We start from the raw sequence: 15,155 nt of genomic DNA, 5'->3' as shown, positions 1-15,155 counted from the left end.
ATAGTGTGGCTATAGTATTATTTTAAGCCATATTATTCCTTGGTGCTTCTTTGCTGGTTTGTTATGTCATGATAGATAAGAAAAATTATTTCTTGAAGATAGATTTTGCCAGGCAGCGTGTTATCGACTTGCCTGCAGGAGAGTTTAAATATTATCTGTACATTCTGTTAGAATCGATAAAATCTCAAAATGTCCCATCCAGGCACGAGTTTTTAGCAGTGTTGCTAAAATTGTTGGATACCTTGCATAAACTAAAAGAATTAAAAACCCCCAATTTTTTAGATAATCAATGTCCATCAAGCCAATTACTGAAAGAATTGGTTCTTCATTTCTCCGAATTGCAACGAGTGGCAAAAACTCATCATTTCACAGCGCAAGTGATGATTATTTTACTGCATATTGGTGGTATTCTCTCTGCTGTAGCTTTAGGAGTGGTTGGTGGATTGTTAGGAGGAATACTGGGTTTTGTTAACGGTTTATGTGAATACAAACCGGTTATCGGTTTTCTTGTTGGAACATTTACAGGTACAGTTCTTGGTGGACTTTTGGGTTTCAGGGCACCTAAAAAGCTATTTAAGAATGAGTTACAGCGACAAATAAAATTTGGTCTCGATGGTTTGGGTGAGAGTTTGGACAATGTCAATCAGGAATATTCCTTATCCATGTTTAGTCCAAATAAAATGAAACCATTTTCATTTTATCTTGGCGAAGTTGAAAGTGAAATTAAGCAACTTTTCAATGATGATAGCGAGTATGAGGAATTTCTAAATCATAAGGTCGATTATGAAATTAACTCCTTTCTAGCCAGTTTTATTGGTGAATCTTTGCTTCATGGGTGTGTGGGTCACCATGCGTATATAAAAATTAAGATTAAAAATCGTGAGTATTTAATAGAGTTTACCCCTCAGCCAACCGATACCAAAGAAATTCCAGCTCAAAGCGAAACGAGAACAGTAAGTGGTAAGAAGATTGTGGAAATGCTGGCCTATCATAAAAAACTTCAGGAAACCAATGCTCCGACAGCGTCTTTCATATTAACCAAAATGAAACCAGGTGATAATGATTGTTTTAGTTACGTCAATAAGATACTCATTGGAACAAATCAACAAGGTACTACAATCAAGAGATTTGCCAATATGGGGTTTATTGGTTCTTTATTAGGCATGGGGATAGAGGCTTTAAGTCCTTTTAAACCCGATTTTTTTCAAACTACAAACTTAATCAGAACTAATAAAGAAAAAATGCCTGGCTATTCGGATGATTTGTCAATGAATAGCCTGTTACCTCAATTGAAACATGGATGATTAGCCAAATTGTGGTAATTCAATTTGGCTAATTGATAATCCTGCATTACTTACATATAACCAATCCATTTTACACCAGCGTAAGGGCCATGTAATCCGAAATTGATATTATCTCTATATTCAACCACAGGGACTAAACTCAAGTCACTTCGATGAAGTGCATCAAAATAATTCACTACCATATAACCCACATCAAACGTCAAATTACCTTGTGTCATAAGATAGGTATATTTACCACCTAATTTTGCTTCTAACTCTGGTGCAAGGGTTGTATAGGTAGAGCGGACAGGGCGTGTTATTGCGTTAAAAGGGGCATTGTTAGAGTATTTGCTGTCACCAACTAATATTGCGGCCGCTCCATTGCCATAGATAGCAAAACCTTTACCGATGTCATAGGACATATCAGCACCGATACGAGGGCCTGCTCCAGAGAATGAATGGGTTGAAGTTAACGACTAAGTGCCATTTAAAAACGCAAGATCATTGATGGCGTTTGTTATAGTTTCATCCAGGCGTGTTTCATTATTGATATCCACATATTGAACACCCGCATGGAATCGAATATTTTTGTACTCACCAAAATCAACATGTTGTCCAAATTCAAGATTCACCGCATCAAATTCTGCGCTACCATAATATCTGTTAGTCACACTGGCATTCAGCTGTAATGCCAATCTGCCTGGGGTAGGAGCCAGTCGTAATTTATTATCATCACGCCAGTGTATCCAGTTAACATTTAGATCATTCCCTGTACTAAAATGGTATGAGCCTTCGAGTCTAAATCCCCACTCAAAATCATTATCAAGCTCGTCAAAAATTCTTACACCACTACCGCTACCAATATTCACCGTGCTAAAAGAATTATTGTTATAAAGTGCCTTCAGATAAAGAGCTTGAATTCCAACATCCCATGCTTTTGAAGGGCAAGGGACATTAACGCTTCCTGGAGTGCATACAGGACCCATAGCAGACGTCTTTTTTTTATGTCTCGCTTTGAAAAACAGTTTAATAGTAAGTTACATATCAGTAATGTCAAGAATAATATAGGTTGTTTTGCAATTTCATACAGGTGATAAATAGGACGTGCTTCATGATCTAATAACTCAATTTACGATATAAAAAACAAAATGAGAAAGCATTTTATACATTGTTAAATTTATGGCATATACTTTAAAGCAATAGCTCTTAAAATAAGGTATATATCATGGATATGAAAAAATATATTTTATCTCTTTCTCTACTCACAGTGATTAACTCTTCAGCTATCGCTACAACTCAGGAAGGTGAGGAGGCCTATAACAAAGGGTATTACGAAAAAGCATTTATTTTGCTGTCTCCTGAAGCGGATAAAGGAGATGCCAAGGCTCAATATTTGCTGGGTAAGATGTATTATAATGCTCAAGGTGTAACCTATAGTCCAGAAAAAACAGAGCAATTATTACTCGCCTCAGCTAATCAAGGCAATGTCGACGCCCAGGTATTATTAGCAGGGTTCTACTGGTACCTTAATACACCTGAGGGCTATAAAAAGGCGTTTGAATGGTACCAGAAAGCAGCTGATCAAAATAATGCAGATGGCCAATATGGTTTGGGTTATATGTATGATACGGGAAATGGTGTACCTCAGAATTCCGATACGGCTATGATATGGTATAAAAAAGCAGCAGAACAAGGCAACTCTAATGCGGCTTTGGCTATTGGTTATAATTATGACACCGGTACAGGGGTGAAAAAAGATAAAACGCAGGCTCTCAATTGGTATACAAAAGCAGCTGACTTAGGTAATGCCAGTGCACAATATAATCTTGGTTTGATGTATGAACAAGGGGATGGGGTTCCTAAAGATTATCTGAAGGCAGCTGAGTATTTTGAAAAAGCAGCGAATCAAGGTCATGCCAAATCACAATTAGAGTTAGGTTATTTATATGACTCTGGAAAATTAGGTAAATCGGATCTGCAAAAGGCGGCTTTTTGGTATCAAAAAAGCGCAGACCTCGGGAATGCTAATGCACAATTTAATTTAGCTGATATGTATTTCTATGGTGATGGAGTCGGAAAAAGTCTTGAACAATCCGTATACTGGATGCAAAAAGCGGCTGAGCAAGGGTATGGTAAGGCTCAAAATCAATTAGGTGTTTATTACAGAGATGGTATTGGGGTTGCAGCTGATCCTGTAAAAGCTTATGCCTGGTTTACAGCAGCCAAGAATAATGGCTTTGAAAAAGCAGCGACCAATGCAAGTGATCTTGAGAAATCTATGAATCCAGAGGATCTGAGTAAGGCTAGAACTTTAGGACAACAATATACGGATAATTACAAGGCCAAAAAATAAATGCTGTTACCTGTTTTCAAGAGCTTGGGATACTGAAACTTTTGTGAGTTATCTGGGTGTATGTGAAAGCACTTTTGCATACACCCGGGTTCGATAACCCCAAAAATAGAAAAGTATAAAATTAATTTCACCAGAATGAAGAGACCTCTTTGAATTTAATAATGTATCTTCCAATCTTTTGTTTATTTTTGCTAGTATACCCCCAGGTTTAAATAAAACAGACTCCACAGTTGGCAAAGGAATTGTTTATTATTTTTAAGGAAATCACGTGATGACAGAGCGCAAAAAAACGACAGTTAAGAATAAAAAAGCACCTGTCAAAAAAAGTCAGTTGACTGTTTCTTTATTGATTTTTGTTGATTTGATTTCTATATTGCTGAGTTTAATGCCTGGTGTGGCCGCATTTAGCATAACCGGTTTGTTTTTGTATTATGGGTTTTCAAAAACCTGGCTTGTTTTAATTTGTTCACCGTTTGTATTACTTTTTTCTTTTATTCTTATCATTGCGCTTATCAGGATCAGTCTGCCAACACTTAAGCCAGGTCGATACAAACGGGAATTAAATAAGACCATGATCGCCTGGTTTTGTCATTTTGCACTCTCTCGGGCAGCGAAAATTGTTGGTCTGGTTCATTTATTACAATCCTTTAATGTTATTAAATATTTGTATTGGCGTGCCTTGGGAATTAAGGTGTCATTTTTCGTTATGAACTCATTTGATATCGATTTTGTGGATTGCCCTCTCATTTCAATTGGTAAGGATGTCACTCTCGCCAGCCAAGTTTCTATCAGTTGTCATTCTGATGTAGGAAATTATCTTTTTTTATCGCCTGTGGTGATAGAAGATAATGTTTTTGTTGGAATGACAACTAAAATTGGTCCAGGAACAACAATTAAAAAAGGGGCCTGGATAGGTTATGGCAATGCTTTTGTTAACCAGGTTATTGAGGAAAATGCAAAAATTGGCAATGTTAGACCTATTCCCGAATAGAATGAGGCGTTCTATCTCAAGCCTGGGCTAATAAAAATCAGAATTTAGTGTATTGTTTTCCTGGTTATCACTTAATGAACCCAGATTATTGTAATCAGGCTGTGACCCAGCTAATTATTTCTTTGATTAAACGGATGTTCCAGAATGAAAAAAATCGTTTATGTCTTGCTGCTTATTTCTTCACTCGCCCATGCTAATTGCGTGATCTATTTTAACGAACAACCTGTTAATAAAAAGTTATCCGATCCTTTGTATTATCTGTTATCTCATGCTGAAACTTGTCCTCAATCCATACAGGAATTAAGAAATTCTATGAGATTGAGAGGATTAAAAGAAGTCATAGGAATGGTCGCTAATCGAGGAAGAAATAATCCAACTGAAGGTAGTTTTAGTTTTTTTGAATCCGTGTATGGTGCATTAGCTACTAATCAATTGATTGCAAAGGGGGAGTTATTTCTGGGGTATTTTACTCGTTTAAAAGATGGCGTAATCATTTTGGATCAAAAACCCAGGAAAGGAAAATTATTGATTGAAGCAATCAGCTGGGATACTAAAAAAACGCTTTATAATTTTTATGAATTGCGAGGGATAGAAAATGGGGAGGTACGTTGGTTTTATCGAGGAAATTCCAAGGATGCTTATAAAGATAACACCTGGTTATATAGAATAAGTCCAGAGAGTGAAAATCATTTTGGCAGTCGTATGCGATGTTCAGCTTGCCACAATTCAGGGGGGCCTATCCTTAAGGAACTGACCTTTCCTCATAATGATTGGTGGACTAGTCTACGTCCGCTTACTTTGCTCCCCAATAAGCCCGATGGAGATGTGAGCCAATTATTGGAACAAGTCATTGATGCCAGTTTATTTGCCAGTGAAGTAAGAACAGGAATGTGGCATTTAATCGATAGTAAAAAAATGAAAACATTTCAGGGAAAACTGTCATTACAGGAGCAGTTACGGCCTTTATTTTGCACTACAGAAATAAATCTCCAGTCCAGCTCTGACTCATCAGGGGCAGTTGTATCCATTCCATCAGCGTTTTGGCTTAATCCATTATTAGGTAATATTGATTTAACAGTTCCAATTGAAAATTATAATCAATTGTTGGACGAGTTTGATACTCGTTTCCCTGAAACTTCTTTACGGGATGCGGACCATGCCTGGCTTACTCCAGTCAAGGGGGAAGCTGATCTTAACGCGATTAAGCAACTTATCCAAGACAATATAATTAGCAAGAAGTTTGCACAATCTGTGCTGATGATCGATTTTACCAATCCTTTGTTTTCATCAAAACGATGTGAATTATTAAAATTAATACCGAAATCCAGCCAAACTAATGGCAAAGAATGGATGAAACAATTTTTGGTCAACTTAAGAAACAACGAGGATCAATTTAAAGGGGCACGTGAATTAGCTGATTATATGAGTAATGGGCAATTGGATTCAAAAGAGTTAATGAAAAAAATAAAAATTTATGAATATTTTCTTAGTCAGTCTATATCAACCCAATCAGGATTAAGAAAACATTTTCAACATTTAATCGAGTTGCGAAAAGCTGTCTTTAGTAGTGAACTATCCCAAAACCCCTTAGGTCAAATTTTAGAACCAGGGTTTCGAGTGATTTTCCCTGAAAGTCAGCAGTAGACAAGAGGTCTAATACTATTTTCTCTGTACATGACAGGTTTTTTTCATGTACAGAGTATTAGTTTCTATGAAGGATTTGAAACGATTAAATTGATTGCTTTTCCTCCACCAATTGTGAATTCAACAGGAATATAAGGGAGATTACAGAGAAACAGGGTGACAATAAAAAATATTCCAGTACCTATATTTCCCATATAAATCCATTGTTTTTCCTGGTTTTCATTCAAGAATGCAGTGATGGCATAGGTCAAACTGAATAATATGGAAACTAGTAAGTAAATGAAAGTATTAATGTCCAGCGAGAAACCAGAAAGGATTTTATAGGCCATCAATAAAGTCAGGAAGAGCAGAATGACTCGATAGACTCTTAAGGATAATTTTAACCAGGAAGGGTAGTCTGATTTAATAGTCCCATCCTGAAAATAGGCATTGAAGAATATGATGCCTGCTGTAGTCAGTGGAATTAGTACTATTAACGGATTGATGTGTTCCTGACCGCTCGAAAAAGAATGAAATACATATAATATAAAATAAAGGATACTTATTGCTGCCAAAAGAGGGAATAGGTAATGCATGATTCTAAGTAATAAAAAGCGCATGTTATGAATGATGTTGAGATTTTGTTGTCCAACACCCAAACCTATAAAAAATAAGGTTGTGTTACTGATTAATTTGAAATGATGATTATAAAAATACAAATCCCACAAATAATTATTTCCAACAGTTTTAAATACAAAAGATCCCAGTACAATCAGTAAATTGGCCAATGAGGAAAAGACGAAGGCAATAAACAAAAGGGGAATGGTATTCCATACTCCAGCAAATAAACTGCTATAACTTACCCGCCAGGTGTTGTCATGATGGAAAGCGTAATGGAAGCAATGCGCGACGTAGATAAAAAATGGAAAGCCAGCAAAAAAAGTAAAAAAATGAAAATAGTCTCTCATAGAGTAGTCCATTTTCAATGGAAACAAGGGTATCGATAAAAAGAAAGCAAGCAGAAAGCTGGTCCCAAGCAGACGCGGCAAATTGACGTTATTATAAGTAAGGGCAAATAAAATACCAAAGATAGTGACAACACTGTATATGAATGCAGTTGTGTTGTGATTGCGTATCAGTATGTCCATTGTTACCCCTAGAAATAATCCAAGCAGGGTAAAAATATAAAGGTGTCTTTGAGCAACCATCCTGTCCTTCTCCACTAGGGGTTATATTCATGATTCAGGGTTTAGTAGAATGCCCTAATCTTTATCTAAAAATAATTCTAACTCAGTTACTTAATTGATCTATATTATTTATTAAAAATATTTTTTCGTTACAAATCTGGGCTTATGTCAGATCTACTCTCAATCATTAAGAAACTCACATAGTAATCTTTGAAAATGATGAGTACCCTGTTCTTTTGTCGGGGAGAAACGTCCCATATCATAATAGCGAGATTTTATCCCTTTTTGCACGGATTCAACCACTCTTTCATCCTCCAGTTCTACCTGATCAAGCTCTCCGCCAGCGCCTTTTCCAAGTTTGGACTCATCAAGCACAAAAGATAAAAAGGAAACCTGAGTTAACTCGGGGCTGAGTGGTTTGACCACATTCACAGAGCAACCCCATGGATAAAAATTAAGCATGGTATTGGGGAATATCCAAAAATAATAGGCAGCAACTCGTTTGCCATAATCTTGTGCCCCTTTGGGTAAATCAAAGCTGATTTCATCAGGATTTGCCAACGCTAATTGCAGATTACAGTATCGGAAGAGTTCTGTTGTGTAGGTGTTGCAATCGATTACTTTTCTTAGTGACGGATGCACAAAAGGGATATGCAATGCTTCCAGGTAATTTTCACAATATAAGGCCCAATGCGCTTTGACCAGATAATCTCTGGATCTTTCTTTGCTTAATCGCATTTTTTCCATAGGGAGCCAAAACAACCTTTCTTTAATTTCTGCAAAAACTTCATGAAATGGAACAACGGGTGAGAGTGAAGCAAAAAGAAATGGCTCAAGAATACCCGTTGAAATTTGACTTAAGTTATCATTGCTTGATGGGAAATCTTTTGTGAGTTCAAATTCAGGCATATGAAGTAATTCACCACAAAAATTAAACCGACGGCCATGATAGGCGCATTTGATTTTATGCGCCACGCAAGGTTCTTCGATGAGAATTTTACCTCGATGGGTACATACATTACTCAAACAACGAATAGTACCCAGTTCGTCTTTTGCAAACAGTAAGCGCTCTTCAAGAAATCCAGGCAGTAGGGTAAAAGGAATTAATTGTCTATTCGTTGCCAGTTCTTCGGTACTGATACAAAATTGCCAGGTTTTACTAAATATCTTTTCTTTTGTAAATTCAAACCATTCCGTTGATGTATAAAATTCAGAAGAGATTGTCGAGGCTTTTGTAATATCAGGATCTATATAGAGATTCTTCATGAACATTTCCTTACCGTAAAGAGAAAAACCTGCAAAAAGAGAATAAAAATTGTAACCATTTCTTTGGATGAAGCGATGGTTAAGGTCTGATAAAAGGTAGTGCAAACCTTTATACCCTGTCAACTTGTTTATCTGTTAACAAAATGATTGATTAATTATCCTGATGATGTAAAAATAAACACAATTTGGGTTTAAAGGAACTATTGAATGCGATATAGCCGATTTTTATGTTTATTAAATGGCATGTTATTATCCAGTAATGTTGCAGCGGTTTCACCCTCTGCCCCTATATTTAGTCCTTATGTTGATTTAACGATTAATACCCATTGGGATTCGCAATCACAGGATATGGAGCCAATGGATTTGATTTCCCCAGCAAAAAAACTGGGGATCAAAGCTTATCATTTGGCTTTTATTACAGACAGTGGTCAATGCCAACCTGCTTGGGGAGCTCAGCAAAATTATAGTGTGGCAAAAGGTTGGGGTAAAAAACAGTTCGAAACTTTGTCAAAAGATGGTATGCAACTCAGCGTTTCATTCGGTGGGGCGAGTGGCACGGATATTTCCTATCATTGTGATAAAAATCAATTAATTGATACATTTAAACAAGTGGTTAATCAATATCATGCAAATGTCCTGGATTTTGATATAGAAAATGGAACAGCCAATATTCCTAACTTGTTACAATCTTTGAAATTATTCCAACAGGAGCATCCGGACGTCTTGTTAAGCTTTACTCTCCCAGTGATGCCAGAGGGGTTAACCTCTGTTGGAAAAGAGATAATCACATCAGCGGCTACTCTTGGTCTTCATTTTAATGTGAACATAATGGCCATGGATTATGGACCGGCTTATAGTGGCGATATGGGAGATTATGCGATATCCGCGGCAACGAATCTCCATCAATTTTTGCAGGAAATTTATCCGGATAAAAAACCGGAGGCTTTATGGCGTATGATTGAGGTGACGCCAATGATCGGTGTAAATGATGTGAATACAGAGCAATTTACCTTATCTAATGCAGCGCAATTAAAACAATTTGCACAGAAAAACTTGCTGGGGGGATTGTCAATGTGGTCCTTTAACCGGGATAAACCTTGTGCTGACAAATGGGCAAGTCCTGTATGTAGTGGTAATAATTTGCAGAGTCATGATTATGAATTTGTGAAGTATTTTCAGTAATGGAATTAATGTAAGAATTTCTTGGTTCTGCTCAAGAAGAAATGGTTTGAATGAATTATCTATGTAGTTTTTTTGCCAAGATAAACCTGGTTTTGATGAATTAGGTGATATAATTTCCACCATGATAAATTCTATGAATAATATTTGGATAATAATAGAAGAATATACTGGAGCTAAGATTAAGCGGATATTTCTCCATATATTGTTTGGAAGAGTGCGAACTGGCAATTAGGGTTAATTATGAAGAGCAAAGAAGAGCGATTTAATGAATGGCGCCAAGAAAAGGCGAAAGCAGAACAGGCATATATTAAAACTGTTCCATTAGTGGAGGAATACATTAAATCATTTGATACTTTAGCTAAGCTTAGAAATGACGTGGCTAATCCTGATTCTGAAAAAATTAAAAAAATGGACGCACATAAAAGGCGTACTCTGGGTGTTTTACTCTATGCCAAATTAAAATTGGATGAAGTCCTGGAAAAAATTCCAGATTCTGATAGTCAGGAAAAGGATTTATTAGTTGAATTAAATAATACTGTTAGTAAAGTGTATGATAATCCCAAGTCGGATGCCAAAAACAGAGTGAAAGTTTTAATAGAAACGACAGAACACTTATTGGATATGGAAAATCACTCTGATCCACAATTGGCTAAAGAATTATGCGCTGATCTGTATGCTCTGTTATGCATTGCAAAGAGATCACTGAATAAAAATGCAATACTCGTGGGCTGGTTCATCAATGTTGATGAAATCAATCAAAAACTGGATGAATTATTAGAAAAGACAGAAGCAAAAGTCGAAAGCCTGGATAAAATTCTGTCAGAGAAACCAAATCTATCATCAGATGCTCACAAAGAAAATAAAACAATACAAGAATATTTTAATGAGCGATTCACTGAAATTTTAAGTAAAGATGAAGAGCAAAGAACAAAACTGCATAAGTTAAAGGTTAGCTTGAAAGAAGTAGCTGAAGGACTATCAAGTATTGTGGAATTAAGGAAAGAAAAGACCAGGATTAGTGAAAAAATTAAAAAAATTGAAGTCTTACTGAAAACAGTAGAAGAAAACGATAGAAAAGTAACAGGAAGACAATATTTTTTAGATTTGCTAGCCAGCCATAAAGACCACTTTAATGCTCTCATGAGTACTGATGGCGGGGAATTAAAAAAACAGTTGGCAGGGAAAATAGAACAACTCAAGAACCCGGATTTGTATCAAACCGTTTCTTCGACCCTTTTATGGGGAGCAAGCTGGGCAACTTCTCTGGGAACTGTCATTTATCGCCAGGTAACTCCGCAAGCGGTTCAAGATACTGTTGCAGCTTATGTTCCTTCAACACAGGACAGTGAAGCAAAAGCTCTTTTGAAGGAATTGGCAAGACAGCAGTTAATGGAGTTAAAAAAACAACTGGGTATCAAAAGTGATGAATTGCTTCAGGGATATAGGCAAATATCCGGTGATAGTCCTGAATTGGAAAAGCTGATAATGAATGCCACGTCAGACCATCTTGAACAAATTGCAACAGCAACAAAGGAAACAAACAAAGTTCTTGATGGATATGATCAAATTGAGATTGAGCTTAAGGATAAGGTAGAAAAACTTAAAGGAAATCAGATTGTTCGAAGACAATTGTCTGATTTTATTGAGAAAAATGACACCTGGATAGTAAAATTATCCAACTGGCTTGCAGAGAATATCCACGAAATATTTAAGTCAGATACGGCAAGGATGATTGATAAGGCTAGAAAAGCCCAACAAAAGCTGGGAGAATTTGAAAGACAGTATCAAACGGAGATTGAAACTGAAAAAGCAAAAATTGAAAGCAATGCTTCATTATCCTCAGAGATGAAGATTTTTTTAAAAAATCAGTTTGACGAAACAAAAAAAACAGGTGGGGTGGAGCAGAAACTACAGAAAAGTCTCAGCAAGGAAACTCTTCATAAATTATTTGTTAATCTGTTGCCTGAACATGAAGAGAGCTCATCTGAGGTAACATTCAGACCGTTTAATTAATCAGGGATTAGAACAATGATATGAGTCAAGCGGTTGATCAAGGTCAAGTTATTGATCGATTAAATCAGTATCTCAAATGGCATAACATGCCAGTTAGTATGAATGAAGATGGAATTTGCAATGGCCTGGTTACCGTGTATGCAAAATACGTTCTCGAAGGTAAGGAAAATCGCTTTTTTGAATTGCTTGCTCAGATAGTCAGAATGGAGCCAGACTCAGCAATAGAGTCTGAAGTGAATCAATTTGTCTATGATGTCGTTCTCACTTTATTCCCACATCAATTTAATAAAAAACTAAGTCAGGTTAATTCCATGTGTGCCTTGACAATAAACAATAAGCCCTTGGCTTCTTCTTTTGATTTTGCAATTACAACTCATGATAAAAATTGGGAAGAAATCTTTAAAAATATGGCCCTGCAAGAGGACGAGATTCTCCGTGTTAGTGGTACAGCGCATGCTGTAGCTGTCAGGAGAAAAAATAATAAATACATTGTGTACGATCCTAATTACTCTTCTGGTACTAAAGAGTTCTCCGATGAACACGAGTTGATTTCTGAGTTACATTACAATGTGTTTGGCTATCATAATGGATTTTATATTAAGGGGGGGCTTTTGGGGATGATGATTAATGTTATCCGCCATCCCGAAAATAAGAAGCCAAGAGTTTTTCCTGAAGTCACTCTCTTTTATGATCGTTATTTAAGCGAAAATAATATTAATGACGTTGCTGTTTCATTTCATGGTGGAACATTTAATACTTTAGAGCATGCTGCAATGGTTAGTCATGCTGAGGTAATAAAAAATTTGCTTGAGAAAGGAGCAAAGGATAATGATCATCAGGCTGCTGGATATGCTGTTATGTACAACAATGTGGAAGCATTAAAAGCTTTACTGGGAAAAAATAGAGAGACAGAACTCTTCCAAAGGCTATTTCATGCGGCTTTGGAGAATGGGAGAGAAGAAGTTTATGATACTTTATTTGCAATGAAAGGTGCCTTGCCATTTAATTCGTCTATTCAAGCGATTCGAGCTGCGGCAAAAGGGGGCAATCCTGTTCTATTAGCTAAGGTAATGAATTATTTTAAAAGAAATCATACCGGATTTTCAGATCTTGAGGATGCCATTCCTTCTGCAATTGCCAGTGGAAGTGTCCAATGTGTCAAATTATTGGTTAACCAATTAAATGAAAGTAAAAAACCTTTAGATGATAAAAGAAAGATGGGGTATTTGCTGGAGTCAATAAAGCAAAATCAATACTACATGGTTGCTTATTTTATTAAAGATACTCCACCGGAACATTTAAAAACAATCTATATGAGTGTTTCTGCTGTTGAGAGAACAAATCTGTATATTTTACGTCAGTTACAGAATTACGGAGTTCCATTTTCAGGTATGTCAAAGGCTGCTTTTGAGCAAAAAGAACATCGTCTTGTCGGTTTAAGACTGATGCTGGGTATTTTTCTGTGTAAATTCACTGATTTTCTTAAAGAAATCTTGTTGAATGATTGCGGAATACATTGCCATCGAACGGAAGAGAGTGGAGTAAAAAAATCATTTTTTGCCCTCCCTAAAAGGCCGGTTGCAGTTGAAAAATTACAAATTCCCAAACTTTATTGAGACACAGTACTAATGACAAACGGTATTCATAAGTTTATATTAATGAAATAAGATGGCTTGAAAGGAGCTTGGTTCATTGTGAATATCTTATTAGCAGGAGGCTCTGGATTAATAGGGCAAGAGTTAGTTCGTGGAATGGGAGAGGAGCACCATTTTACCGTACTGGGTCGTGATAAGGACGTAATAAAAAAGATTGTTACAACAAAAGCATCCTCTTTGTCCTGGGATGAATTAAATACCCAGGATGCCAGTCGCTTTGACGCTGTAATTAATTTATGTGGTGTCAATATAGCCATTTCACGATGGACGCCAAAAATAAAAGAAGAAATAATCAGTTCAAGAGTTCAAACAACAGAAACATTGCTTCACTGGATTTTACAGCAAAATGCCAAACCTCACTTTTATTGTGCCAATGCGGTTGGGATTTATGGCTTACAGGAAAATGGTGACGCAACTGATTTGACTGAAGACACAGCAATTAATTGGGAACATCCAAAGGATTACTTAAGTGAAGTAGGAATTCGTTGGCAACAAGCTTTAAAAAAGGCAGAGGAGGCGGGCCTTGCCGTGACTTCCACACGTTTTGGGGTTGTTTTAAAAAAAGGAAAAGGTTTTTTAGGAAAGCTCTATCCCAGTTTTATTTGCGGATTAGGAAGTACTATTGGAAATGGTCGCCAGTATCTTTCCTGGATAGACAGTGAGGATTTGGTCAATGCTTATAAGTTTCTTTTAAATCATCCTGAAATTACTGGGTCTGTGAATGTGACCTCACCAAATCCCTGCATGCAAAGAGAATTTGCTAAAGCTTTTGCCAAGTCTCTGCATAGACCACTGCTATTGTGGACCCCTGCTTTTGTAATTAATCTTTTATTTGGTGAAATGGGTGATTGTTTAATCAATCATGGGCAAAAGGTAAAACCCAAACGACTTTTGGAAGCTGGTTTTGAGTTTAAATGGCCTAACATTGAAAAGGCATTAAAGCATCAGTATAGTGCATAGCATCAGCATTTTCTAATAGATTGTATGTTTCTGAAAGGGTATTTAAATACCCTGCCAAGTATTCAGTAACTTACAGGGTATTTAAAGGAGCACTAATTAACGAGCGCTCTTAAAGTATTGTTTTAATTTCATTGGAGAAATTTGAGAGCCATCTTTGATAGCCGCAGCGATTAAATTAGGAGTGCCTGTGTCATAACTGCAAATGATGTCTTCGTCTTGTTGATGAGGAACTCCAGGAGCATTCATCATGCTTAACACTTCATTCGATGCTTCCAAAGCGCCTTCTTCTGAGTCTGCTTCAATCGGAGCAATGAAAAAACCCCAAACAGAAGAGGTGCTGTAATCACTAATATTATAAGCCAGATAGTAATTCATGCCAATTTCTTCAACCATAGGCAAACCTTCCGCCTTGATTACATTGATATCCGGGCAAGCACCTTGTTGAGAAGCAAAAGCAGAACCGGCGAGAATTAAAGCGCCAAAAAAAGTCGCTAATTTAGATTGAAACATCATGTTGTTTACTCCTGAGTTGTTTTTAATTCCGCGCAAAGAGTATCATTTGCCTAGAAGATTTACAATAATGTTGTAATTTGCGACTGGAGGGTAAATGGAAAGCAAACTGGTCTTATTCTCAGAGATATT

The 15,155-nt window shown here is 36.6% G+C and carries 11 protein-coding genes and 1 pseudogene; 8 read left to right on the top strand and 4 right to left on the bottom strand.

The window, feature by feature from the left end:
- Nucleotides 1-68: 68 nt before the first annotated feature.
- The gene (locus tag EL201_RS11145; RefSeq protein ID WP_027222325.1) at nt 69-1,304 is read left to right on the top strand and encodes a hypothetical protein; all 1,236 of its coding nucleotides are present in this window, start codon (nt 69-71) and stop codon (nt 1,302-1,304) included.
- A gap of 50 nt (nt 1,305-1,354) precedes the next feature.
- On the opposite strand, the pseudogene EL201_RS11140 reads toward EL201_RS11145, so the two are convergent.
- Nucleotides 1,355-2,269, bottom strand: a pseudogene (locus EL201_RS11140) (Lpg1974 family pore-forming outer membrane protein).
- Nucleotides 2,270-2,508: 239 nt separating this feature from the next.
- Here EL201_RS11140 and lpnE point away from each other — a divergent pair.
- The 3 genes from lpnE (at nt 2,509) to EL201_RS11125 (ending at nt 6,271) form a co-directional block, all read left to right on the top strand.
- The gene (lpnE, locus tag EL201_RS11135) at nt 2,509-3,636 is read left to right on the top strand and encodes a Dot/Icm type IV secretion system effector LpnE (protein ID WP_027222324.1); all 1,128 of its coding nucleotides are present in this window, start codon (nt 2,509-2,511) and stop codon (nt 3,634-3,636) included.
- A gap of 271 nt (nt 3,637-3,907) precedes the next feature.
- Nucleotides 3,908-4,627, top strand: coding sequence for a hypothetical protein (locus EL201_RS11130; RefSeq protein WP_027222323.1), 720 nt, complete (start codon nt 3,908-3,910; stop codon nt 4,625-4,627).
- Nucleotides 4,628-4,771: 144 nt separating this feature from the next.
- Entirely contained in the window at nt 4,772-6,271 is a 1,500-nt protein-coding gene (locus EL201_RS11125) for a hypothetical protein (protein ID WP_027222322.1), read from the top strand.
- Between the two features lie 65 nt (nt 6,272-6,336).
- Here the strand turns inward: EL201_RS11125 and EL201_RS11120 are convergent, their stop codons facing one another.
- Nucleotides 6,337-7,458 (bottom strand): hypothetical protein, encoded by a 1,122-nt coding sequence (locus EL201_RS11120; protein WP_027222321.1) that lies wholly within the window; start codon nt 7,456-7,458, stop codon nt 6,337-6,339.
- Nucleotides 7,459-7,617: 159 nt separating this feature from the next.
- Nucleotides 7,618-8,703, bottom strand: coding sequence for an SRPBCC family protein (locus tag EL201_RS11115; protein WP_027222320.1), 1,086 nt, complete (start codon nt 8,701-8,703; stop codon nt 7,618-7,620).
- A 207-nt stretch (nt 8,704-8,910) separates the two neighbouring features.
- Here EL201_RS11115 and EL201_RS11110 point away from each other — a divergent pair, with 207 nt between their 5' ends.
- The 4 genes from EL201_RS11110 to EL201_RS11095 all read left to right on the top strand — a co-directional run bounded on the left by EL201_RS11110 (nt 8,911) and on the right by EL201_RS11095 (nt 14,513).
- On the top strand, nt 8,911-9,885 hold the full coding sequence (locus EL201_RS11110) for a chitinase (protein WP_027222319.1): 975 nt from the start codon (nt 8,911-8,913) through the stop codon (nt 9,883-9,885).
- Nucleotides 9,886-10,125: 240 nt separating this feature from the next.
- The gene (locus EL201_RS11105; protein WP_027222318.1) at nt 10,126-11,898 is read left to right on the top strand and encodes a hypothetical protein; all 1,773 of its coding nucleotides are present in this window, start codon (nt 10,126-10,128) and stop codon (nt 11,896-11,898) included.
- Between the two features lie 20 nt (nt 11,899-11,918).
- Nucleotides 11,919-13,514 (top strand): ankyrin repeat domain-containing protein, encoded by a 1,596-nt coding sequence (locus tag EL201_RS11100; protein WP_027222317.1) that lies wholly within the window; start codon nt 11,919-11,921, stop codon nt 13,512-13,514.
- Nucleotides 13,515-13,592: 78 nt separating this feature from the next.
- The gene (locus EL201_RS11095; RefSeq protein WP_027222316.1) at nt 13,593-14,513 is read left to right on the top strand and encodes a TIGR01777 family oxidoreductase; all 921 of its coding nucleotides are present in this window, start codon (nt 13,593-13,595) and stop codon (nt 14,511-14,513) included.
- A gap of 96 nt (nt 14,514-14,609) precedes the next feature.
- On the opposite strand, the gene EL201_RS11090 is transcribed toward EL201_RS11095, so the two are convergent.
- A complete protein-coding gene (locus EL201_RS11090; protein ID WP_027222315.1) occupies nt 14,610-15,026 on the bottom strand; it encodes a DUF4949 domain-containing protein in 417 nt (138 codons plus the stop codon).
- Nucleotides 15,027-15,155: the final 129 nt, after the last annotated feature.

It is taken from the genome of Legionella pneumophila subsp. pascullei, assembly GCF_900637585.1.
In the GTDB taxonomy this organism is placed as follows: Bacteria; Pseudomonadota; Gammaproteobacteria; order Legionellales; family Legionellaceae; genus Legionella; species Legionella pascullei.
This window is presented reverse-complemented; position numbering and strand designations above follow the sequence as displayed.